Raw genomic sequence first — 19398 nt, forward strand, 5'->3', positions numbered from 1 at the left:
GCAGATCCCTGAAACCCCGCCTTTGCCGGCGGGGTTTTCAGTTTCCTTTCTAGCGATTATTTAACGAGCCGGCGCCGATAATCGGCACATGAAACTCTGGTCTATTCGTGGAAACTCGCAGCGCCTTGATGGCGGCGCGATGTTCGGCAACGCGCCGCGTGCGTTGTGGGAAAAATGGGCGGCACCTGACGAGCTCAATCGCATCGAGCTGGCCTGCCGTGCGCTGCTTGCCAGCCCGCTGGAAGGCAAGACGGTGCTGTTTGAAACCGGCATCGGTGCATTCTTCGATCCGCGCATGCGCGAGCGCTACGGCGTGCAGGAAAGCCAGCACGTGCTGATCGATTCGCTGCGCGAAGCCGGCTTCGAGCATGAAGACATTGACGTGGTGGTACTCAGCCACCTGCACTTCGATCATGCCGGTGGACTGCTGGCGGCGTGGAGCGAAGGACGCGAGCCGGAACTGCTGTTCCCCAATGCGACCTATGTGGTTGGTGCACAGCACTGGCAGCGCGCTCTGCAGCCGCACCCGCGCGATCGGGCCAGCTTCATTCCGGAGCTGCCTGGGCTGCTACAGGCCAGTGGCCGCCTGGAAGTGGTGGACGGGGAGTACTCGAAGGCGCTCGGCCGCAGCGTGCGCTTCAGCTACAGCGACGGGCATACGCCTGGGTTGATGCTGGCCGAGATCGTCGGTCACGCGCATGCCGGCGAGGGTGCGCATGGTGGCGTGGTGTTCTGTGCCGATCTGATTCCCGGGCGTTCATGGGTGCACGTGCCGATCACCATGGGCTACGACCGCAACGCCGAGCTGCTGATCGACGAGAAGCGGCAGTTCCTTGAAGACAAGCTGGCGCGCAACGTGCGGTTGTTCTTCACCCACGATCCGCAGGTGGCGCTGGCGCAGCTGGGCCGTGACGACAAGGGGCGTTTCGTGACCCTGCACGAACAGGGCGAGCTGAAGGCGCGCGCCCTCGGTTGATGAAAAGGCCGGGCAATGCCCGGCCTTCGTGTGCGGGTAGATCCACGCCATGCGTGGATGGCGTTCTACCCGGACGTGATTGCTACGACGCCTTCAGGCAGCTGCTCATGAAGGTCTTGCGCGCATCACCGGCCAGCTTCTTGGCGCCGGCGTCGGCGTTGCACTTGCGCATGCGTTCCTGCTGTGCATTGACCGGCTTGGCGTCGGCGGCATGGCCACTGAGGCAGGAGCTCTGCGCGGTCTTGTAGGCATCGCCCTTCAATCCCTTGTTCTTGGCCGAGCATTCGGCCATGCGCTGCTGCTGCGGTGTGGTGGCGTTGGCCGCCAGGGGCAGGCTGACCAGCAGGACGGCGGCCAGCAGGAAAGAGGCTTTCATCGGTGTGCTCCAAGCGGTGGCGGGTGCGCGGAGCATTCGCTTCCACACGGCAAGGCCACGTGAAGAATCGCGGTTCGGCCATGACCGCTTGCATCGGCATTCAGATCGGCGTATTACTTAGCCATATGGGTAAGTATGATCCCGCCATCCAGGAAATCTTCCACGCGTTGGCCGACCCGACCCGTTGCGCGATCGTGGCCGCGCTGGGGCAGGGGCCGCGCACGGTGTCGATGCTGGCCGAGCCGTTCGAGATGGCCTTGCCCTCGCTGATGAAACATCTGGCCGTGCTGGAACGCAGCGGCGTGGTGCGCAGCCACAAGCAGGGGCGCATACGCACCTGCGAACTGGTGCCGGCGCGGCTGGGCCAGGCCGAGCAATGGCTGGCCGAACAGCGTGCCATGTGGGAGGCGCGCGCCGACCGCATGGTCGATTTTGTCGAAACCCTTCACCGACAGGAGCAGGCCCATGGCCGTAGACGCAGGCAACAACCCTGACACCGATCTGGTCATCAGCCGTGTGCTCAACGCACCGCGCGCCGCCTTGTGGCGGGCGTGGACCGACCCGGAACTGCTGCGCCAGTGGTGGTGCCCGAAGCCCTGGACAACCGAGGTGCGTGCATTTGACCTGCGCCCCGGCGGGGCCTTCCACACCTTCATGCAGGGCCCTGATGGCGGCAGCAGTGACAATCCGGGCAGCTTCCTGGAGATCGTGCCGCAGCAGCGCCTGGTGTTCACCTCGATGCTGGGGCCAGGCTGGCGACCGCAGTCACCGTGGCTGGGCTTCACCGCCGTCATCACCATGGAGGACGAGGGGCAGGGCTGCCGCTACACCGCGCGGGTGATGCATCCGGACAAGGCCCTGCGTGACCAGCATGAGCAGCTGGGCTTCTTCGACGGCTGGAACACCGTCATCGGCCAGCTGGAAACCTTCGCAGCCGGCCTGTAGGCCGGCATCCGGGGCGGGGTCAGAGCCCTTTCTGCGAAAGGGATCCGACCCCCGCGGTGTTGGGGTCAGATCCCTTTCGGCACGAAAGGGCTCTGACCCCGGTTCGGCGGCTCAGCCGACGCGGGTACCGAAGATGCGGTCGCCGGCATCGCCCAGGCCCGGCAGGATGTAGCCCTTGTCGTTGAGCTGGGCATCGATGGCCGCGGTGTAGATCTCCACGTCCGGGTGCACGGCCTTGACCGCTTCGATGCCTTCCGGCGCGGCCACCAGGAAGATGCCCTTGATGCGGCGGGCACCGGCCCGCTTGAGCATGTCGATGGTGGCGATCAGGGTGCCGCCGGTGGCCAGCATCGGGTCCAGGATCAGCGCGTCGCGCTCTTCCAGGCGGCCGGTCAGGCGCTCGAAGTAGGGCACCGGCTGCAGGGTTTCCTCATCACGCTGCAGGCCGACCACGCTGACGCGTGCTGCCGGGATCAGCGACAGCACGCCGCTGAGCATGCCCAGGCCGGCGCGCAGGATCGGCACCACGGTGATCTTGGCACCGGCGATGCGCTGCACGGTGACCGGGCCGGCCCAGCCGGGCAGGGTGTGCGGCTCGGTGTCCAGGTCGGCAGTGGCCTCGTAGGCCAGCAGGGTGCCGAGCTCGTTGGCCAGTTCGCGGAAATCCTTGGTGCTGAGCGCGGCATTGCGCATCAGGCCGATCTTGTGCTGCACCAACGGGTGGCGCACTTCGACGATCTTCATGGTCGGGAAGGGGAAAAGGAGAGAGGGCGCCATTTTGCCGGATCGGCGGGCCGAACCCCAAACCGGGCCGTGGCCCTGGTACGCGAAATGTGCAGATGCATGTCATTGCCATGCAACCTTGCGGACATACCGTGCAGACCCATTCTTAACAGGAATGGGGATTCCCAGTGCATATCAAGACTCCGTTGGCCGTTGCCATCACCCTGACCCTGGCGATGGGGGCCGCAGCACCGCTGCATGCCGCCGGGCAGCAGGCGATTGCCGCCACCGGCGCCGTGGCCGCCGATGCGGTCGATCTGGACCGCATCGAAGTGCGCGCCCAGCTCGAGGCGCAGATCCGTGCGGTCGACCTCAAGCGCAGCAGCAACGCGATCGAAGACGCGGTGTCGTCCGATGCCCTGGGCCAGTACCCGGACAAGAACGTGGCCGAGTCACTGCAGCGCCTGCCGGGCATCAGTGTGACCCGCGACCAGGGCGAAGGCCGCTACGTGGTCGTGCGCGGACTGGATGCCAACCTCAACAGCGTCAGCGTCGACGGCATCGCCATCGGCACCCCGGACAACTCCAGCCGCGCCGCACCGATGGACGTGATCCCGTCCGATTCGACCGAGCGCCTGCGCGTGGTCAAATCGCCGACCCCGGACATGCCGGGTGATGCCATCGGTGGCGCGATCCTGGTCGAGACCGCTTCGGCGTTCGATCGTGATGGCCGCAGCCTGCGCGCGAAGATCGAAGGCAGCCACCAGCAGCTTTCGGGCGAGACCAGCCCGAAGGCCGCCTTCAACTACAGCGAAGTGTTCAACAACACCTTCGGCATCGCCGCCGGCGTGAACTACCAGAAGCGGACGTTCGAATCGGACAACAGCGAAGTGGAATACGGTGATGTCAGCGGCAACAAGGATCTGACCACCACCCGCCCAGGCGAAATCACCGCGCTGAACCTGCAGAACCGCAAGTATGAGATCGAGCGCAAGCGCATCGGCGCCAACCTCAATCTCGACTGGCGCCCGAACGAGGACAGTCGCTACTACCTGCGCACGCTGTACAGCCAGTTCGACGATGCCGAAACCCGCCAGCGCGTGATCTTCAACTTCAACAACGCCGACATGATCGCCACCGGCACCGACCAGTATCGACTGGCCGGCATGCCGAAGGATTCGATCGACAAGCGCATGCGCTACCGCACCAAGGAAGAGAACACCTTTGCCGCCAGCCTCGGTGGCGAGAACACGCTGACCGACGCGGTGCTGGACTACAAGATCGGCTATACCCGCACCGAAGAACGCGTGGACGACGAGATCGAGTCGCGCTTCAAGCTCAACGGCAAGGCCTTCAATGGCACGTTGGACCAGCGCAGCCGCCTGCCCACCTACACCTTCGACAACGACCAGTGGCTGGACAACGCCAACTACAAGTTCGACCGTGTGGTGGCCAAGCCGAAGAAGGTGGACGACGAGGAGCGCAGCGCGCAGGTCAACATCCGCTTCGACGGCGACAACAGCAGCTACAAGTTCGGCCTGCTCGGACGCTGGCGCGACCGTGACGTGAACGTCGATGAGGCGTCGCTGCGCGTGGGCCCCGCGATCAAGCTCAGCGACTGGACCACCGGTTCGCCGGAACACCGCCATGGCCCGATGGGGCAGGGCATGGACTCGTCGGCGATGCGCAGCTACTGGTCGCAGCACAGTGGCGAGTACAGCGCCCGTCCGCAGGACGTCGGTGGCAACGCCGCGACGTCTCTGGAAGGCGACTACACCGCGCGCGAAGACGTGTTCGCCAGCTATGCGATGGGCACCTGGGACATCGGTGCGCTGCGCGTGATCGGCGGCGTGCGTGTGGAGAACACCCGCTTCAGCGCCACCGGCAATCGCGTGGACGTGGCCAAGGACGGGCGCTCCTACACCGCGACCCGGGTCACCGCCAGCAAGAGCTACAACAACGTACTGCCGGGGCTGCACCTGCGTTACGATGCCAGCAACGACTGGGTGTTCCGCTTCGCCGCCAACAAGACGGTGGCCCGCCCGGGCTTCGGCGATGCCTCGCCGCGCATTGGCCTGGCCCGCAACGACAATGAAGTGCGCCTGGGCAACCCGGAGCTGGATCCGTACGAGTCGACCAATATCGACCTGTCGGTGGAGAAGTACATCGGCGACAGCGGCATCCTCTCGCTGGGCGTGTTCCACAAGTCGATCGACGGCTACATCGTGCAGGTCCGACAGGGCGGCACCGACGGCATCTACGACGGCCTGCCGGTGGTGACCTCGATCAATGGCGACAAGGCCAAGGTGCGCGGCGCCGAATTCAACTGGCAGCAGCAGCTGTCGTTCCTGCCGACCGGCTGGGATGGCCTGCTGGTGGGTGCCAGCGGCACCTGGCTGGACACTGATTTCGACCCGGGCCTGGCCAAGCGCGCCGGTGAGGACTTCACCCTGCCGCGTGCCTCGAAGAACGTGTACAGCGCGCACATCGGCTATGAGAAGTATGGCCTGAGCACCCGTGTGGCGGCCGTGCACCGCAGTGAGTACCTGGATACCCTTGGTGCCGGCCGTGCCTTCGATATCTTCGTTGCGCCGAACACCCAGCTCGATTTCTCGCTGGACTACAAGTTCACCCCGCGGGTGAGCATGTATTTCGAAGCACAGAACCTGCTGGACAAGCCGCTTGAGCTGTACCAGGGCACGCGCTCGCGCACCCTGCAGATGGAAGAATACGGTCGTACCTACGCGCTCGGCCTGAAGGTGGCACTGTGATGGGGCGTGGCATCACCGTCCTGGCGGTCGCGCTCGCGGCGACCCTGGCCGCCGGCTGTACGCCGGCGACCAGCAACGATCCGGCCGCGGCCCCCACGGCAGCGAAAGCCGGGGGCGCGCGCACGGTGACCACCATCGCCGAAGCCTTCCTGTCACCGATGACCCCGGCCGACAACATCGACTCGCCGGCGGCCTGGCGCGCGCCGGACGGCGCGCTGTGGCTGATCGCCACCGCCAAGGCCACCGACAAGCTGGTGGTCTACGACGGCAGCACCGGCCAGCACCTGCGTGACGTCGGCAGCAGCGGCACCGCACCGGGGCAGTTCGACCGCCCAAACGGCATCGCGGTGATCGACGACCTGCTGTGGATCGTGGAGCGCGACAATCACCGCGTGCAGGTGCTGAGCCTGCCGGACTTCGTGCCGCTGGCGACGTTCGCTGCGGACGACCTGCGCAAGCCGTACGGGCTGTGGGTCGACCGCCGTGCCGATGGCTACAGCGTCTACGTCACCGATTCCTGGGACAACGGCGAGGATGCGCAGGGGCGTGACATCCTGCCGCCGCTGGCCGAGCTGGACAAGCGCGTACGCCAGTACCACGTGACCCGCGACGGCGCGAAGGTCGAGGCGAAGCTGGTGGCCAGCATCGGCGATACCACCGAAGCCGGTGCGCTGCGCGTGGTCGAGTCGATCTGGGGCGACCCCGAGAACGACCGACTGCTGATCGCCGAAGAGGACGAGAGCTACGCCAGCGAGTTCAAGGTCTACACCCTGGCCGGACGCTTCACCGGCACCACGTTCGGCCGCGACGTGTTCAAGGCGCAGGCCGAAGGCGTGACCCTGCGCACCTGCGGCAAGGACGGCTGGTGGATCACCACCGAGCAGGGCAAGCAACGCAGCGTGTTCCACCTGTTCGACCGGCATACGCTGAAGCCGGTCGGCGCGTTCCAGGGCAACACCGTGGCCAACACCGATGGCATCTGGATGATGCAGCAGCCCAGCACGCGTTTCCCGCACGGTGCGCTGTATGCGGTGCATGACGACCAGGGCGTGGTGGCCTTCGACTGGGAGAGCATCGCCAAGCAGCTCGCGCTGCCGCTGGAGTGTGGCGCATGAGCCGGCAGTGCGTGATGCGCGCGCTGGCGCTGGGCCTGCTGCTGGCGTTGCCGTCGCTGTCGTTCGCGGCGGCCGAGCCGAATACCCAAGTGCCGGCGGGCAGCCGCCACTACGCAGCGACGACGGTGCCGGACCGCATCGTCGCCTCGCCGGCGGTGGATCCCAGCCACGGTTTCGCCGTGGCCTGGCGTACCGATGGCAGCGTGCAGGCGCCGCTGCTGGAAATCGCCCTGGCCGGGGATTCGCCGGCCATCGAGGGCATCCGCCAGGTGCGCGCAACGACCCGCGCGCTGCAGACGGAGAACGGGTTGTCGCATCACCATCGTGCCGACATCAGCGGCCTGCAGCCGGACACCCAGTACGTCTACCGCGTGCAGGGCAATGGCAGTTGGAGTGCCTGGAACCAGCTGCGTACGCTGGCCGCGGCCAACCAGCCGCTGACCCTGCTGTACTTCGGTGATACCCAGAACAAGAACGTCAGCCATGTCAGCCGCGTGGTGCGTGCCGCGCAGAAGGCTGCACCGCAGGCGCGGGTGAGCCTGTTCGCCGGTGACCTGGTCAGCGGCGGCGACAACATGGATGACAGCGAGTGGGGCGAGTGGTTTGCCGCCTCCGGCTGGCTGGCGCAGGAAACGCTGGTGGCCCCGGCCATCGGCAACCACGAGTACTTCGAGGAATTCGAGGACACCCCGCAGGAGCGCCGCGCGCTGGGCCGACACTGGCCGGTGACCTTCGCGCTGCCGGGCAATGGCGCCGCCGCCGCGCAGCAGACCAGCTACTGGTTCGACGCGCAGGGCGTGCGCGTGGCGGTGGTCGATGGCACCTCGGCACTCGATCTCGGCACGGCCAAGGCGCAGGCACAGTGGCTGGACAAGGTTCTGACCGGCAACCCGCAGCCGTGGACCATCGTATTGCTGCACCAGCCGTTCTACTCGCCGCGCGAAGGGCGCGAGAACGCCGCGCTGCGTGACGTGCTGTTGCCGGTGGTACGCCGCCACAACGTCGATCTGGTGCTGCAGGGCCACGATCACACCTATGGCCGTCGTGGCGAGGGGCAGGCTGCGACGCCGCAGTACGTGGTGACCGTGGCCGGGCCGAAGCAGTACCGCCTTTCCGACGAAGCCCGCAGGACGATGGATCCGGTGGCCGAAGATACCCAGCTGTTCCAGGTGCTGAACATCGACCCGCAACACCTGCGCTATGAAGCACGTACCGTGACCGGCCGTCTTTACGATGCCTTCGAACTGCGCCGTGATGCCAAGGGTGGCAAGCAGCGCACGGAGCTGACCGAAGGCCGCATCACGCCACGCGACTGCCCGCGCGCGCAGACCGCCAAGGGTCGTGCCGACCGCTGCTGGGAGTGAGAAAACGCATATGACCACGCCCCGTCGCATCCTTCCGCTCGCTGCCATCGGTGCTGCCCTGCTGCTGCTGGCCAGTGCCGTGGCCGCAGCCGATGCCGTGCTGCATCCGTTCCTGGTCGCCCAGCCGAAGCAGGCCCCGCAGGAGGTGAATCTGGCGGTGGAGATTCCGGCCGGCAGCTTCACCAAGTACGAGATCAAGGAAGACGGTCTGGTGCACGTGGACCGCTTCCAGTCGATGCCGGTGGCCTATCCGGCCAACTACGGTTCGATGCCGCGCACCCTGGCCGGTGACAACGATCCGCTGGATGCGCTGGTGCTGACCCGTGAGCCCCTGCATCCGGGTGTGATCGTGCGCTTCCGGCCGATCGGTTACCTGAAGATGATCGATGGCGGCGAGCACGACGAGAAGATCATCGGCGTGCCGACCGACACGGTCGACCCGACCTACGCCAGCATCCGTGACCTGGCGGATCTGCCGGAGGTCGAGCGCCAGCGCATCGAAGCCTTCTTCCGGGTCTACAAGGACCTGCCGGCCGCTCGCAACCCGGTGCAGCTCAACGGCTGGGGCAATGCCGCCGAAGCCCGCGCGCTGATCAGTGAAGCGATGGAGCGGTTCAAAAAGTAGATCCACGCCATGCGTGGATTCACTCCAGCAACGTCTCGATGAACGACTCGGCCTGCATGCGGTCGCCCAGTACCCGGGCCACCGCCTGTACGGCTGCCTCCTGGTATTCAGGACGGATGCCGCCATCGTCATCGTCGTTGTAGAGGTCATCGCCGGCATCGAGGTACACCGTGCCTGCAGCAGCCAGAGCCGCCATCAAGGTCGGCACATCGGTAGTGATCTCGCCGGCATCCAGCAGGCCGGCACCGTGGTGGCTGAACAGCACACGGCCGTCGTCCAGGTCGAGGATGAACGGATCAGCGCCGCGATCGGCAATCACCAGCCAGTTCGATGGCCAGTCGTTGATCGGATCGCCGCTGATGCCATGCCAGCGATAGCCGGCCTGGTGACTCCACACGCGTCGCAGCGGCGGTATCCAGACATCGAGGCCCGGAATGGTGATTCCGGAGTTGCCCACCTTCGCATTGATCTCCTGACCCAGCGGTCCCACCTGCGCGTAGAAGCACGCCAGCACCGGTGGTAACGGGAACGGTCCCTGCCAGTCACCTTCGTGCTGGGCCCGCAGCAGCCCGAAGCGGGCGAATGAGGCGTGCAATTCATCCATGGCGGGGTCCAACGAGGAGCGGCCCAGCAGCCTAGCAGACGGCGTCTGCGTGCAACGCCTTCACCGCCGCTGGCTATCATATCCGCCTTCCACAACGAAGGCGGTGCATGTGTCGGTAGCGTTGGTATGGTTCCGCCGCGATCTGCGGCTGCAGGACAATCCGGCCCTGCAGGCCGCGCTGGACGCGGGCCACGACGTGGTGCCGGTCTACATCCATGCGCCGCACGAGGAAGGCGAGTGGGTGCCTGGCGCGGCCTCCGATGCGTGGCGCCATCGTTCACTGGGCGCATTGGATGCCGACCTGCGCGTGCGCGGTTCGTCGCTGGTGCTGCGCAGTGGTGACAGTCTGCCGACCCTGCAGTTGCTGATCGAGCAGACCGGCGCCGAGGCGGTGTACTGGAACCGCAAGTACGAGCCGGCCACCCAGCCTCGCGACGCCACCATCAAGCGTACGCTGCGCGAGCAGGGCATCGACGCGCAGAGCTGCAATGGCAGCCTGCTGTTCGAGCCGTGGGACATCGCCACCCAGCAGGGCCAGCCGTACAAGGTGTTCACGCCGTACTGGCGCAACGTGCTCAGTCATTGGCGCCTGCCCGCGTTGCAGGCCGCGCCGAAGGCATTGGCGGCGCACACCGCCGACAGCCTCGCATTGGACGAGCTGCGGTTGGCGCCTACGCTGGACTGGGATACCGGCTTCTGGGAGCACTGGCAGCCGGGCGAGGCTGGTGCGCTGGAAGCACTTTCCGTGTTCGAGGACGGCGCGTTGCGCGGTTACCGCGAGCAGCGCGACCTGCCGGATCGGGTCGGTACCTCGCGGCTGTCGCCGCACCTGCATTTCGGCGAGATCGCGCCGTGGCGCATCGCCCACGCGCTGGAAGGACTGCGCAGTGCCGGCACCGACGCCGACATCGACGGCTATCTGCGCCAGCTCGGCTGGCGTGATTTCGCCTATCACCTGCTGCATCACTTCCCGAAGACGCCGACCGACAACCTCAACCCGCGCTTTGACCGTTTCCCATGGGCCACGCCGAGCGCCGTACAGCTGCACGACTGGCAGCGCGGCAACACCGGTGTGCCGATCGTCGATGCCGGCCTGCGTGAGCTGTGGCACACCGGCTACATGCACAACCGGGTGCGGATGATCGTGGCCAGCTACCTGTGCAAGCACCTGCGCGCGCACTGGCTGCATGGCGCGCGCTGGTTCTGGGACACGCTGGTCGATGCCGACCTGGCCAACAACACGATGGGCTGGCAATGGGTGGCTGGAACCGGTGCCGATGCCGCGCCGTATTTCCGCGTGTTCAATCCGGTCACCCAGGCCGAGAAGTTCGACCCCCAGGCCCGCTACATCAGCCGCTGGGTGCCGGAACTGGCGGCGCTGCCGGTGAAGGCACGCTTCGCACCCTGGCAGCATCCGCTGCTGCTGGCGGCGCATGCCCCGGGCTATCCGCGCACCCCGCTGGTGGATCTGGCCGCCGGCCGCGATGCCGCGCTGGCTGCCTACCGGCAGTCGGGAGCAGGGTAAAGTGCGGGCTGAGCGATCCGGTCAGTTAGCTGAACGCGGCCCTGTCGGCGTGCCGGATCATCATTCCGGCATCGCATCGGGCTGTTTATTCTCTTTGCGCCCGCAAGCCGCCGGCCGATCGGAAACCAAGGAGAACCCCATGATCCGCAACACCACCCGCAACGTCGCGCTGGCCCTGATGAGTGCGGCCGTCCTGTCGGCCTGCGCCACCGGCGGCTCCTATGTGCAGAGTGACCAGTATGGCAACCCGACCGAGCAGCAGAACCGCACCGGCCGCAATGCACTGATCGGTACCGCCATCGGTGTGGCCGCTGGCCTGCTGACGGGCGACAGCGCTACCGAACGCCGTCAGCACGCGCTGATCGGTGCCGGTATCGGCGCACTCAGCGGTGCCGCTGTCGGCCAGTACCAGGATCGCCAGGAACGCGCACTGCGCGAGCGCACGGCCAACACCGGCATCGATGTGCAGCGCCAGGGCGACAATATCATGCTGAACCTGCCGGATGGCATCACGTTCGACTTCGGCAAGTCGACCCTGAAGCCGCAGTTCTACGGCTCGCTCAATGGCGTCGCGGGCACCCTGCGTGACTACAACCAGACCATGATCGAAGTGGTTGGCCACACCGACAGCATCGGCAGCGACGCGGTCAACAACCGCCTGTCCAAGGAACGCGCCGACTCGGTCGCGCAGTACCTGATCGGCCAGGGCGTGCAGAGCGTGCGTATCGAAACGCTGGGCGCCGGCAAGTCGTACCCGATTGCCGACAACAGCACCGATGCCGGTCGCGCCAAGAACCGCCGCGTCGAGATCCGCGTGATTCCCCTGAAGCAGTAACGCGTAGCGTTACGGTTCCGGCATAGCCGGGACGAAAATGCCGCCCTTGCAGGCGGCATTTTCTGTAGGTGCCGAGCTTGCTCGGCACGCCGATAGCGCTCCCGGTCGCGGCTTCTCCGAACGGCGCCGACCAAGGTCGGCATCTACCGGAAGCCAGGCAGCCGGAACGAAAATGCCGCCCTTGCAGGCGGCATTTTCTGTAGGTGCCGAGCTTGCTCGGCACGCCGATAGCGCTCCCGGTCGCGGCTTCTCCGAACGGCGCCGACCAAGGTCGGCATCTACCGGAAGCCAGGCAGCCGGAACGAAAATGCCGCCCTTGCAGGCGGCATTTTCTGTAGGTGCCGAGCTTGCTCGGCACGCCGATAGCGCTCCCGGTCGCGGCTTCTCCGAACGGCGCCGACCAAGGTCGGCATCTACCGGAAGCCACCCAACCGGAACGAAAATGCCGCTCTTGCAGGCGGCATTTTCTGTAGGTGCCGAGCTTGCTCGGCACGCCGACAGCGCTTCCGGTCGCGGTTTCTCCGAACGGCGCCGACCAAGGTCGGCATCTACCAAAAGCCACGCAGCCGGAACGAAAATGCCGCCCTTGCAGGCGGCATTTTCTGTAGGTGCCGAGCTTGCTCGGCACACCGACAGCCCATGTGGAAAGCCATGCCGACCAAGGTCGGCATCTAGCAGGAAATTGGCGCACGGCATCGTTGTGGATTACGCCGCCGAAGCCGCGACCTTCTCCAGGATGCGCTTGCCACTGCTTTCCAGCGCGGCGTCTTCCTTTTCCTTCTGCTGCTGCGCCAGCTTCGCGCCCGGGCACTGCGCCAGCATGTAGTTGGCGTCGAAGTTGAGCTTCTCGACCAGGAAGTCGACGAACGCCCGCACCTTCGGCGAGACCAGGCGGCCACCGGCGAACACGGCGTTGAAGTCCACTTCCGGCCCGGTCCAGCCAGCCAGCACACGGCGCACCATGCCCGACTCAACGAACGGCTTGGCCATCACATCGCCGGTCAACAGCAGGCCTTCGCCACACACCAGCGCACCATTGAGCGCGGACATGTCGTTGGCGGTCATCAGCGGGGTGACCGGGAAGTCACGCAGCTCGCCGCCGTTCTCGCCCAGCTGCCAGGTGAAGCGCGGCGAGTTGCCGGTGTGGTACGGCTTGCGCATCGCCAGGATGCGATGGAACTGCAGCTCTTCCGGGTGCAGCGGCTCACCATAGCGTTCGATGTAGGCCGGGCTGGCGAACACCTGCGTGCGCAGGCTGCCCAGCTTGCGCGCCACCAGGTTGGAATCGGGCAGGGCACCCACGCGCAGGGCCAGGTCCGCCTCACCTGCAATCAGGTCCAGCTTCTCGTTGCCCATGTGCATGTCCAAGCGGATCTCTGGATACTGCGCATGGAACTGGCCCAGCAGCGGCGCAATCCAGGTGATGCCGATCGAGTAAGGCACAGTGAAGCGCAGCCAGCCGCGCGGACCGGACTGCAGCTGGCTTACCGCGCTCTCGGCTTCTTCAAGCTCGCGTGCGATGCGCTGGCAGTGCTCGTGATAGATCGAGCCGGCCTCCGTCAGGCCAAGGCGGCGGGTGGTCCGGTGCAGCAGTCGCGCACCCAGGCGGGTTTCCAGCTCCTGCACTTTGCGGCTGACCGTGGTCTTGGGCAGGCCGAGCGATTTGGCAGCGGCAATGAAGCTGCCTTGCTCGACCACTTTGACGAAGATCAGCGTCTCGTTGAGATCGTGGGACATGGTCGGGGATCCTGGACGTCGGGGATGGGACAATCGTGACAGAACGATTGGACCGGGAGCGGGATGATTATTCCCCTTAATCAGGACTAATCAAGTAAAGGTTTGAGGTCTATCGTGGCGCCATTCGTTATTTGGAGCCCGTTCGCCATGAGCCTGCGCAACATTCTTGCCCGTCTCCGGAACGCCGGCCAGAGTACCCTGGACCTGGCGATGACCGTTGAAGCCCGTCCGAGTTCCTTGGTGCACAAGGATTTCCGGGAGTTTACCGCGCCCATGCGTCAACAGCGTGGCGGTGCCATCCGCCTGGTTCCGCACAAGGGTGACCGGCTGCGTCGAATTGGGACTATCCCGGATTTGGGAGGAAATGTCCCGTGAATGGGATACTGACGCCCGAAGTTCTGGTCCTCGGCGGCACCGGTGCCGTGGGCCAGGGCGTGGTCGGCGCCCTGCTGGAGGCCGGCAGCCCGGTGCTGGTGGTCGGGCGCGATCCGGGCCGGTTGGCGGCGCTGCATGAGCAGTTCGCCGATGAGCCGGGCCTGGAAACCGTGCTGGGTTCGCTCAGTGATGATGGCTCGGCGCGGGCACTGGCCGAACGCATCGCGCATCGCCCGCGTCCGCTGGCCGCGGTGATCGCCGCAATGGGCGGCCCTTACCGTCGCGGCCGGGTGACTGACCGCAACGGCGACGAGCTGCTCGGTGCGATGCAGGCCGACCTGATGCCGCACGTGCACGCAGTGCGTCATCTGCTGCCGCTGCTGCAGGACAACGTGCATGCGCGCCGCTACGTGATGATCGGCAGTCCGGCCAATGCCAAGCCATGGGCGGGCTACGGCGAAACCTCGATCACCACTGCCGCGCTGCGTATGTACGCGCAGGTGGTGCACCAGGAAGCCCAGGCACTGGGCGTGCGCGCGCAGATGCTGGAAGTCTGCAGCCCGGTGTGCACCCCAGCCAACGCGGCCAACGCCTGCATCGAGTGGCCCAGCTCGCTGCTAGTCGGTCGCCGCGTGGTCTCGCTGCTCGATGGGTGTCGCGACAACCGCGCCATCGTCCGCTGTGACAGCAGCGATGCCGAACTGCCGCGCGGTCTCCTGCACCTGGAAATTCCTCCGCTCTGGCGCGACACCGCAGGCGTTGCTTGACCTCGACCAAGGTTGAGGTCGCAGTATGCGCCGCCGATTTTTGCAACACGTTCTCATATAGCTGTACCACCCCTCCGTACGGATGCATGCCATGACTTCCCCCAACACCACCCCACATCGTTTCGGCCATCGCATCGCGATGGTCGGCGTGTCGATCCTCGCCGCGGCCGTGCTTGCAGCCTGCAGCGGCGGCCATGCCGAAGAAGCCGGTGCACCGCCGCCGCCGCAGGTCAGTGCCGCGCCGGTACTGGTCAAGCAGGTCAGCCAATGGGACGAGTTCAGCGGCCGCGTCGAAGCGGTACAGAGCGTTGAACTGCGCCCGCGCGTGTCCGGCTACATCGACAAGGTCAACTATGTCGAAGGCCAGGAAGTGAAGAAGGGCGAAGTGCTCTTCACCATCGACGCGCGCAGCTACCAGGCCGAGTACGATCGCGCCGCCGCCGAACTCGCCCGCGCCCGCACCCAGGCGACGCTGGCCCGCAGCGAGTCCGAGCGTGCCAAGCGATTGTCCGAGCAGCAGGCGATCTCCACCGAGACCGCCGAGCAGCGTCGCGCTGCCGCCGACCAGTCCGGTGCCGCCGTGCAGGCGGCGCAGGCTGCGTTGGATGCGGCCCGCCTCAACCTGGAGTTCACCAAGGTGCGTGCACCGATCGACGGCCGCGCCGGCCGCGCGATGGTCACCGCCGGCAACCTGGTCACCGCCGGCGACAGCGCCAGCGTGCTGACCACGCTGGTCTCGCTGGATACCGTGTTCGTCTACTTCGATGCCGACGAAAGCACCTTCCTGCGCTACGCACAGATGGCGCGCAAGGGCGAGCGCCCGAGCGAGCGTGACAGCGACCTGCCGGTGAAGGTCGGCCTGTCCGGTGAAGAGGGCTACCCGCACTCCGGCAAGGTCGACTTCCTCGACAACCAGGTGGCGCGCAGCACCGGCACCATCCGTGTCCGCGCGCTGCTGGACAACGCCGACCGCCAGTTCACCCCGGGCCTGTTCGCCCGCGTGCAGCTGCTCGGCAGCGGCCAATTCCAGGCCCTGCTGATCGACGACAAGGCCGTGCTGACCGACCAGGACCGCAAGTACGTGTACGTGGTCGACAAGGATGGCAAGGCCCAGCGCCGGGACATCCAGCTCGGCCGCACCGCCGACGGCCTGCGTATCGTCGAGCACGGCCTGGCCGCCGGCGACAAGGTGATCATCGATGGCGTGCAGAAGGTCTTCATGCCGGGCATGCCGGTGCAGGCCAAGGCCGTGGCGATGCAGCCACAGGCCGCGGCGCCGGCACCGGGCCGCGATGCCACCGCCGCGCTGAACCACTGATCCGCGTCCCCGCTTAGCTGCCGGCGCCAGCGGCAGCCTTCCCTGCCTTCGTCATCTCGGCGAGGGGCAGGGAGGCTGTTGCCCGCCGAATGCCTTTCCCAGGAATTCCTCCATGGACTTTTCCCGTTTCTTCATCGACAGGCCGATCTTCGCGGCGGTGCTGTCGATCGTGATCTTCGCCGCAGGCCTGATCACGATTCCGATCCTGCCGATCAGCGAGTACCCGGAAGTGGTGCCGCCGTCGGTGGTCGTGCGCACGGTGTATCCGGGCGCCAACCCCAAGGTCATTGCCGAGACCGTCGCCACGCCGCTTGAAGAGGCGATCAACGGCGTCGAAGGCATGATGTACCTGAAGTCGGTCGCCGGCTCGGACGGCGTGCTGCAGATGACCGTCACCTTCCGCCCGGGCACCGACCCGGACGCAGCGGCGGTGAAGGTGCAGAACCGCGTGGCGCAGGCGCAGGCGCGCCTGCCCGAGGACGTGCGCAGGCAGGGCGTGACCACGCAGAAGCAGTCACCGACCTTCCTGATGGTGGTGCACCTGACCTCGCCGCAAGGCAAGTACGACACCCTGTACCTGCGCAACTATGCCCGCCTGCACGTCAAGGATGCGCTGGCGCGCATTCCGGGCGTGGGTGACGCGCAGATCTTCGGTGGTGGCGACTACGCCATGCGCGCCTGGCTGGACCCGGACAAGGTGGCCTCGCGTGGCCTGACCGCCAGCGACGTGGTGCGTGCGATGCGCGAGCAGAACGTGCAGGTCTCGGCCGGCCAGCTCGGTGCCGAGCCACTGCCGAACAGCCAGTTCCTGACCCTGATCAACGCCCAGGGCCGCCTGAAGACCGAAAAGGAATTCGGCGACATCGTGCTCAAGAGCGGTGTGGACGGTGAGATCGTGCGCCTGTCCGACGTTGCCCGCCTGGAACTGGGCGCCGGCGACTACACCCTGCGCTCGCAGCTGGACGGCAAGAACGCGGTCGGTATCGGTATCTTCCAGTCGCCCGGTGCCAACGCGCTGGAGATCCGTGACCAGGTCATCTCGACGATGGACGAGATGCAGAAGACCATGCCGGCCGACGTGAAGTACGAAGCCGTGTATGACACCACCATCTTCGTGCGTGACTCGATCAAGGCCGTGGTCTCCACGCTGCTGGAAGCGATCGCCCTGGTGGTGCTGGTGGTGATCCTGTTCCTGCAGACCTGGCGTGCGTCGATCATTCCGCTGATCGCGGTGCCGGTGTCGGTGGTCGGTACTTTCGCCGCGCTGTACCTGCTGGGCTTCTCGATCAACACGCTGAGCCTGTTCGGACTGGTGCTGGCGATCGGCATCGTGGTCGACGACGCGATCGTGGTGGTGGAGAACGTCGAGCGCAACATCGAGGAAGGCCTGTCGCCCACCGCGGCGGCCCACCAGGCCATGCGTGAGGTGTCCGGCCCGATCATCGCGATCGCGCTGGTGCTGTGTGCCGTGTTCGTGCCGATGGCGTTCCTGTCGGGTGTCACTGGCCAGTTCTACAAGCAGTTCGCGGTCACCATCGCCATCTCCACGGTGATCTCGGCGATCAACTCGCTGACCCTGTCGCCGGCCCTGGCCGCGCGCCTGCTGAAGGCCCACGGTGCGCCGAAGGACGGCCCGAGCCGCCTGATCGACCGCCTGTTCGGCTGGGTATTCCGTCCGTTCAACCGCTTCTTCAAGTCCAGCTCGGAGAAGTACGAGCGTGGCGTGGCCCGCATCCTCGGCCGTCGTGGCGCGGTGTTCATGGTCTACGCGATCCTGCTGGTCGGTACCGGCGTGATCTTCAAGCTGGTGCCGCCGGGCTTCATCCCGACCCAGGACAAGCTGTACCTGATCGCCGGCGTGAAGCTGCCGGAGGGTTCGTCGATCGCGCGTACCGATGAAATGCTGCGCAAGGTTGCCAAGATCGCCCAGGAAACCGATGGCGTGGCCCACACCATCTCGTTCCCGGGCTTGAACGCGCTGCAGTTCACCAATACGCCGAACACCGGTGTGGCGTTCATTCCGCTCAAGCCGTTCGCCGAGCGCCACGGCCGCACCGCCGCGCAGATCAATGCCGAGATCAACCAGAAGATCGCCGGCCTGCAGGAAGGCTTCGCCTTCGCGATGATGCCGCCGCCGATCCTCGGCCTGGGCAACGGCAACGGCTACCAGATGTTCATCGAGGACCGTGGCAACCTGGGTTACGGCGCGCTGCAGAATGCCGTGCAGGCGATGCAGGGCACTGTTGCGCAGACCCCGGGCATGGCCTTCCCGATTTCCAGCTACCAGGCCAATGTGCCGCAGTTGGATGCCGAGGTGGACCGCGTCAAGGCCAAGGCCCAGGGCGTGCAGCTCACCGAGCTGTTCGACACGCTGCAGACCTACCTCGGTTCGGCCTACGTCAACGACTTCAACCAGTTCGGCCGTACCTGGCAGGTGATCGCCCAGGCAGACGGTCCGTTCCGCGAGACGGTCGAGGACATCGGCAAGCTGCGTACCCGCAATGACCGCGGCGAGATGGTGCCGATCGGTTCGATGGTCACCATCAAGCAGACCTTCGGCCCGGACCCGGTGCTGCGCTTCAATGGCTATCCGGCCGCGGACCTGGCCGGTGAAGCCGACCCGCGCCTGCTGTCCTCGGCCGAGGCGATGAACAAGCTGACCGAGATCGCCGGCAAGGTGCTGCCGGTGGGCATGACCACCGAATGGACCGACCTGAGCTACCAGCAGGCAACCCAGGGCAAGGCCGCCTTCATCGTGTTCCCGGTGGCGATCATGCTGGCCTTCCTGGTGCTGGCCGCGCTGTACGAGAGCTGGTCGCTGCCGCTGGCGGTGATCCTGATCGTGCCGATGACCCTGCTGTCCGCGTTGTTCGGCGTGTGGCTGACCGGAGGCGACAACAACGTGTTCGTGCAGGTCGGCCTGGTGGTGCTGATGGGCCTGGCGTGCAAGAACGCGATCCTGATCGTCGAATTCGCCAGAGAGCTGGAGATGGGCGGCAAGGGCATCGTTGAAGCTGCGCTGGAAGCCTGCCGCCTGCGTCTGCGCCCGATCGTGATGACCTCCATCGCGTTCATCGCCGGCACCGTACCGCTGGTGCTGTCGCACGGTGCGGGTGCCGAGGTGCGCTCGGTGACCGGTATCACCGTGTTCGCCGGCATGCTGGGCGTGACCCTGTTCGGCCTGTTCCTCACCCCGGTGTTCTACGTGGCCCTGCGCAAGTTCGTCACCCGCAACGGTGGTGGCCAGCTGGTGCAGCACGGCGAGCCGACCATCCACCACTGACATGGAACCCCGTCGCCGCCGGCCATTGCCGGCGGCGGCTTCCCCCTCACGAGGCAAGA

17 protein-coding genes are annotated in these 19398 nt (G+C 66.2%); 13 read left to right on the forward strand and 4 right to left on the reverse strand.

Features of this window, described 5'->3' with window-relative positions; translation table 11 throughout:
* The first annotated feature begins 88 nt into the window (after positions 1-88).
* Positions 89-976 (forward strand): MBL fold metallo-hydrolase, encoded by an 888-nt coding sequence (locus tag SriyCCGPB3_RS08105; protein ID WP_110711934.1) that lies wholly within the window; start codon positions 89-91, stop codon positions 974-976.
* 82 nt (positions 977-1058) lie between these two features.
* Here the strand turns inward: SriyCCGPB3_RS08105 and SriyCCGPB3_RS08110 are convergent, their stop codons facing one another.
* Positions 1059-1352 (reverse strand): PsiF family protein, encoded by a 294-nt coding sequence (locus tag SriyCCGPB3_RS08110; RefSeq protein ID WP_110711935.1) that lies wholly within the window; start codon positions 1350-1352, stop codon positions 1059-1061.
* A 125-nt stretch (positions 1353-1477) separates the two neighbouring features.
* On the opposite strand from SriyCCGPB3_RS08110, the gene SriyCCGPB3_RS08115 reads away from it, so the two are divergent.
* Positions 1478-1846 (forward strand): metalloregulator ArsR/SmtB family transcription factor, encoded by a 369-nt coding sequence (locus tag SriyCCGPB3_RS08115; protein WP_164162396.1) that lies wholly within the window; start codon positions 1478-1480, stop codon positions 1844-1846.
* On the forward strand, positions 1818-2297 hold the full coding sequence (locus tag SriyCCGPB3_RS08120) for an SRPBCC family protein (protein ID WP_164162394.1): 480 nt from the start codon (positions 1818-1820) through the stop codon (positions 2295-2297). Before SriyCCGPB3_RS08115 ends, SriyCCGPB3_RS08120 begins: the two co-directional genes overlap by 29 nt.
* 111 nt (positions 2298-2408) lie before the next feature.
* Here SriyCCGPB3_RS08120 and upp read toward each other — a convergent pair whose 3' ends face one another.
* Positions 2409-3041, reverse strand: a complete 633-nt coding sequence (upp, locus tag SriyCCGPB3_RS08125) for a uracil phosphoribosyltransferase (protein WP_005409099.1) — start codon at positions 3039-3041, stop codon at positions 2409-2411.
* Between the two features lie 215 nt (positions 3042-3256).
* Here upp and SriyCCGPB3_RS08130 point away from each other — a divergent pair, with 215 nt between their 5' ends.
* From SriyCCGPB3_RS08130 to SriyCCGPB3_RS08145, 4 genes are read left to right on the forward strand one after another with little or no spacing between them, the layout of a single operon-like run.
* Positions 3257-5791, forward strand: a complete 2535-nt coding sequence (locus SriyCCGPB3_RS08130) for a TonB-dependent receptor (protein ID WP_433963294.1) — start codon at positions 3257-3259, stop codon at positions 5789-5791.
* A complete protein-coding gene (locus SriyCCGPB3_RS08135) occupies positions 5791-6906 on the forward strand; it encodes a phytase (protein ID WP_350260067.1) in 1116 nt (371 codons plus the stop codon). Before SriyCCGPB3_RS08130 ends, SriyCCGPB3_RS08135 begins: the two co-directional genes overlap by 1 nt.
* Positions 6903-8270, forward strand: coding sequence for a purple acid phosphatase family protein (locus SriyCCGPB3_RS08140; protein WP_153855121.1), 1368 nt, complete (start codon positions 6903-6905; stop codon positions 8268-8270). The genes SriyCCGPB3_RS08135 and SriyCCGPB3_RS08140 overlap by 4 nt, the downstream gene beginning before the upstream one ends.
* A gap of 10 nt (positions 8271-8280) precedes the next feature.
* A complete protein-coding gene (locus SriyCCGPB3_RS08145; RefSeq protein ID WP_350260068.1) occupies positions 8281-8895 on the forward strand; it encodes an inorganic diphosphatase in 615 nt (204 codons plus the stop codon).
* A gap of 19 nt (positions 8896-8914) precedes the next feature.
* On the opposite strand, the gene SriyCCGPB3_RS08150 is transcribed toward SriyCCGPB3_RS08145, so the two are convergent.
* On the reverse strand, positions 8915-9499 hold the full coding sequence (locus SriyCCGPB3_RS08150; RefSeq protein WP_350260069.1) for a hypothetical protein: 585 nt from the start codon (positions 9497-9499) through the stop codon (positions 8915-8917).
* Positions 9500-9608: 109 nt separating this feature from the next.
* Between SriyCCGPB3_RS08150 and SriyCCGPB3_RS08155 the strand changes: the two genes are divergently transcribed.
* Both SriyCCGPB3_RS08155 and SriyCCGPB3_RS08160 read left to right on the forward strand, forming a co-directional pair.
* The gene (locus SriyCCGPB3_RS08155; RefSeq protein ID WP_180854945.1) at positions 9609-11024 is read left to right on the forward strand and encodes a cryptochrome/photolyase family protein; all 1416 of its coding nucleotides are present in this window, start codon (positions 9609-9611) and stop codon (positions 11022-11024) included.
* 139 nt (positions 11025-11163) lie between these two features.
* Positions 11164-11859 carry an OmpA family lipoprotein gene (locus tag SriyCCGPB3_RS08160; protein ID WP_010484399.1) on the forward strand — a complete coding sequence of 232 codons (696 nt, stop codon included), beginning with the start codon at positions 11164-11166 and terminating at the stop codon, positions 11857-11859.
* A gap of 705 nt (positions 11860-12564) precedes the next feature.
* On the opposite strand, the gene SriyCCGPB3_RS08165 is transcribed toward SriyCCGPB3_RS08160, so the two are convergent.
* On the reverse strand, positions 12565-13596 hold the full coding sequence (locus SriyCCGPB3_RS08165) for a LysR family transcriptional regulator (protein ID WP_005409107.1): 1032 nt from the start codon (positions 13594-13596) through the stop codon (positions 12565-12567).
* A gap of 147 nt (positions 13597-13743) precedes the next feature.
* Between SriyCCGPB3_RS08165 and SriyCCGPB3_RS08170 the strand changes: the two genes are divergently transcribed.
* From SriyCCGPB3_RS08170 to SriyCCGPB3_RS08185, 4 genes are all read left to right on the forward strand, one after another.
* Entirely contained in the window at positions 13744-13971 is a 228-nt protein-coding gene (locus SriyCCGPB3_RS08170; protein WP_110714299.1) for a hypothetical protein, read from the forward strand.
* Positions 13968-14738, forward strand: a complete 771-nt coding sequence (locus SriyCCGPB3_RS08175; protein WP_110711942.1) for an SDR family NAD(P)-dependent oxidoreductase — start codon at positions 13968-13970, stop codon at positions 14736-14738. Before SriyCCGPB3_RS08170 ends, SriyCCGPB3_RS08175 begins: the two co-directional genes overlap by 4 nt.
* Positions 14739-14829: 91 nt before the next feature.
* The gene (locus SriyCCGPB3_RS08180; protein WP_110711943.1) at positions 14830-16056 is read left to right on the forward strand and encodes an efflux RND transporter periplasmic adaptor subunit; all 1227 of its coding nucleotides are present in this window, start codon (positions 14830-14832) and stop codon (positions 16054-16056) included.
* 112 nt (positions 16057-16168) lie between these two features.
* Positions 16169-19339, forward strand: coding sequence for an efflux RND transporter permease subunit (locus SriyCCGPB3_RS08185; RefSeq protein WP_350260070.1), 3171 nt, complete (start codon positions 16169-16171; stop codon positions 19337-19339).
* Positions 19340-19398: the final 59 nt, after the last annotated feature.

Source organism: Stenotrophomonas riyadhensis, assembly GCF_040256885.1.
Taxonomy (GTDB): domain Bacteria; phylum Pseudomonadota; class Gammaproteobacteria; order Xanthomonadales; family Xanthomonadaceae; genus Stenotrophomonas; species Stenotrophomonas riyadhensis.

Coding starts and splice junctions, on each gene's coding strand:
- SriyCCGPB3_RS08105 (WP_110711934.1), top strand. CDS start 89: ATGAAACTCTGGTCTATTCGTGGAAACTCGCAGCGCCTTGATGGCGGC.
- SriyCCGPB3_RS08110 (WP_110711935.1), bottom strand. CDS start 1,352: ATGAAAGCCTCTTTCCTGCTGGCCGCCGTCCTGCTGGTCAGCCTGCCC.
- SriyCCGPB3_RS08115 (WP_164162396.1), top strand. CDS start 1,478: ATGGGTAAGTATGATCCCGCCATCCAGGAAATCTTCCACGCGTTGGCC.
- SriyCCGPB3_RS08120 (WP_164162394.1), top strand. CDS start 1,818: ATGGCCGTAGACGCAGGCAACAACCCTGACACCGATCTGGTCATCAGC.
- upp (WP_005409099.1), bottom strand. CDS start 3,041: ATGAAGATCGTCGAAGTGCGCCACCCGTTGGTGCAGCACAAGATCGGC.
- SriyCCGPB3_RS08130 (WP_433963294.1), top strand. CDS start 3,257: ATGGGGGCCGCAGCACCGCTGCATGCCGCCGGGCAGCAGGCGATTGCC.
- SriyCCGPB3_RS08135 (WP_350260067.1), top strand. CDS start 5,791: ATGGGGCGTGGCATCACCGTCCTGGCGGTCGCGCTCGCGGCGACCCTG.
- SriyCCGPB3_RS08140 (WP_153855121.1), top strand. CDS start 6,903: ATGAGCCGGCAGTGCGTGATGCGCGCGCTGGCGCTGGGCCTGCTGCTG.
- SriyCCGPB3_RS08145 (WP_350260068.1), top strand. CDS start 8,281: ATGACCACGCCCCGTCGCATCCTTCCGCTCGCTGCCATCGGTGCTGCC.
- SriyCCGPB3_RS08150 (WP_350260069.1), bottom strand. CDS start 9,499: ATGGATGAATTGCACGCCTCATTCGCCCGCTTCGGGCTGCTGCGGGCC.
- SriyCCGPB3_RS08160 (WP_010484399.1), top strand. CDS start 11,164: ATGATCCGCAACACCACCCGCAACGTCGCGCTGGCCCTGATGAGTGCG.
- SriyCCGPB3_RS08165 (WP_005409107.1), bottom strand. CDS start 13,596: ATGTCCCACGATCTCAACGAGACGCTGATCTTCGTCAAAGTGGTCGAG.
- SriyCCGPB3_RS08170 (WP_110714299.1), top strand. CDS start 13,744: ATGAGCCTGCGCAACATTCTTGCCCGTCTCCGGAACGCCGGCCAGAGT.
- SriyCCGPB3_RS08180 (WP_110711943.1), top strand. CDS start 14,830: ATGACTTCCCCCAACACCACCCCACATCGTTTCGGCCATCGCATCGCG.
- SriyCCGPB3_RS08185 (WP_350260070.1), top strand. CDS start 16,169: ATGGACTTTTCCCGTTTCTTCATCGACAGGCCGATCTTCGCGGCGGTG.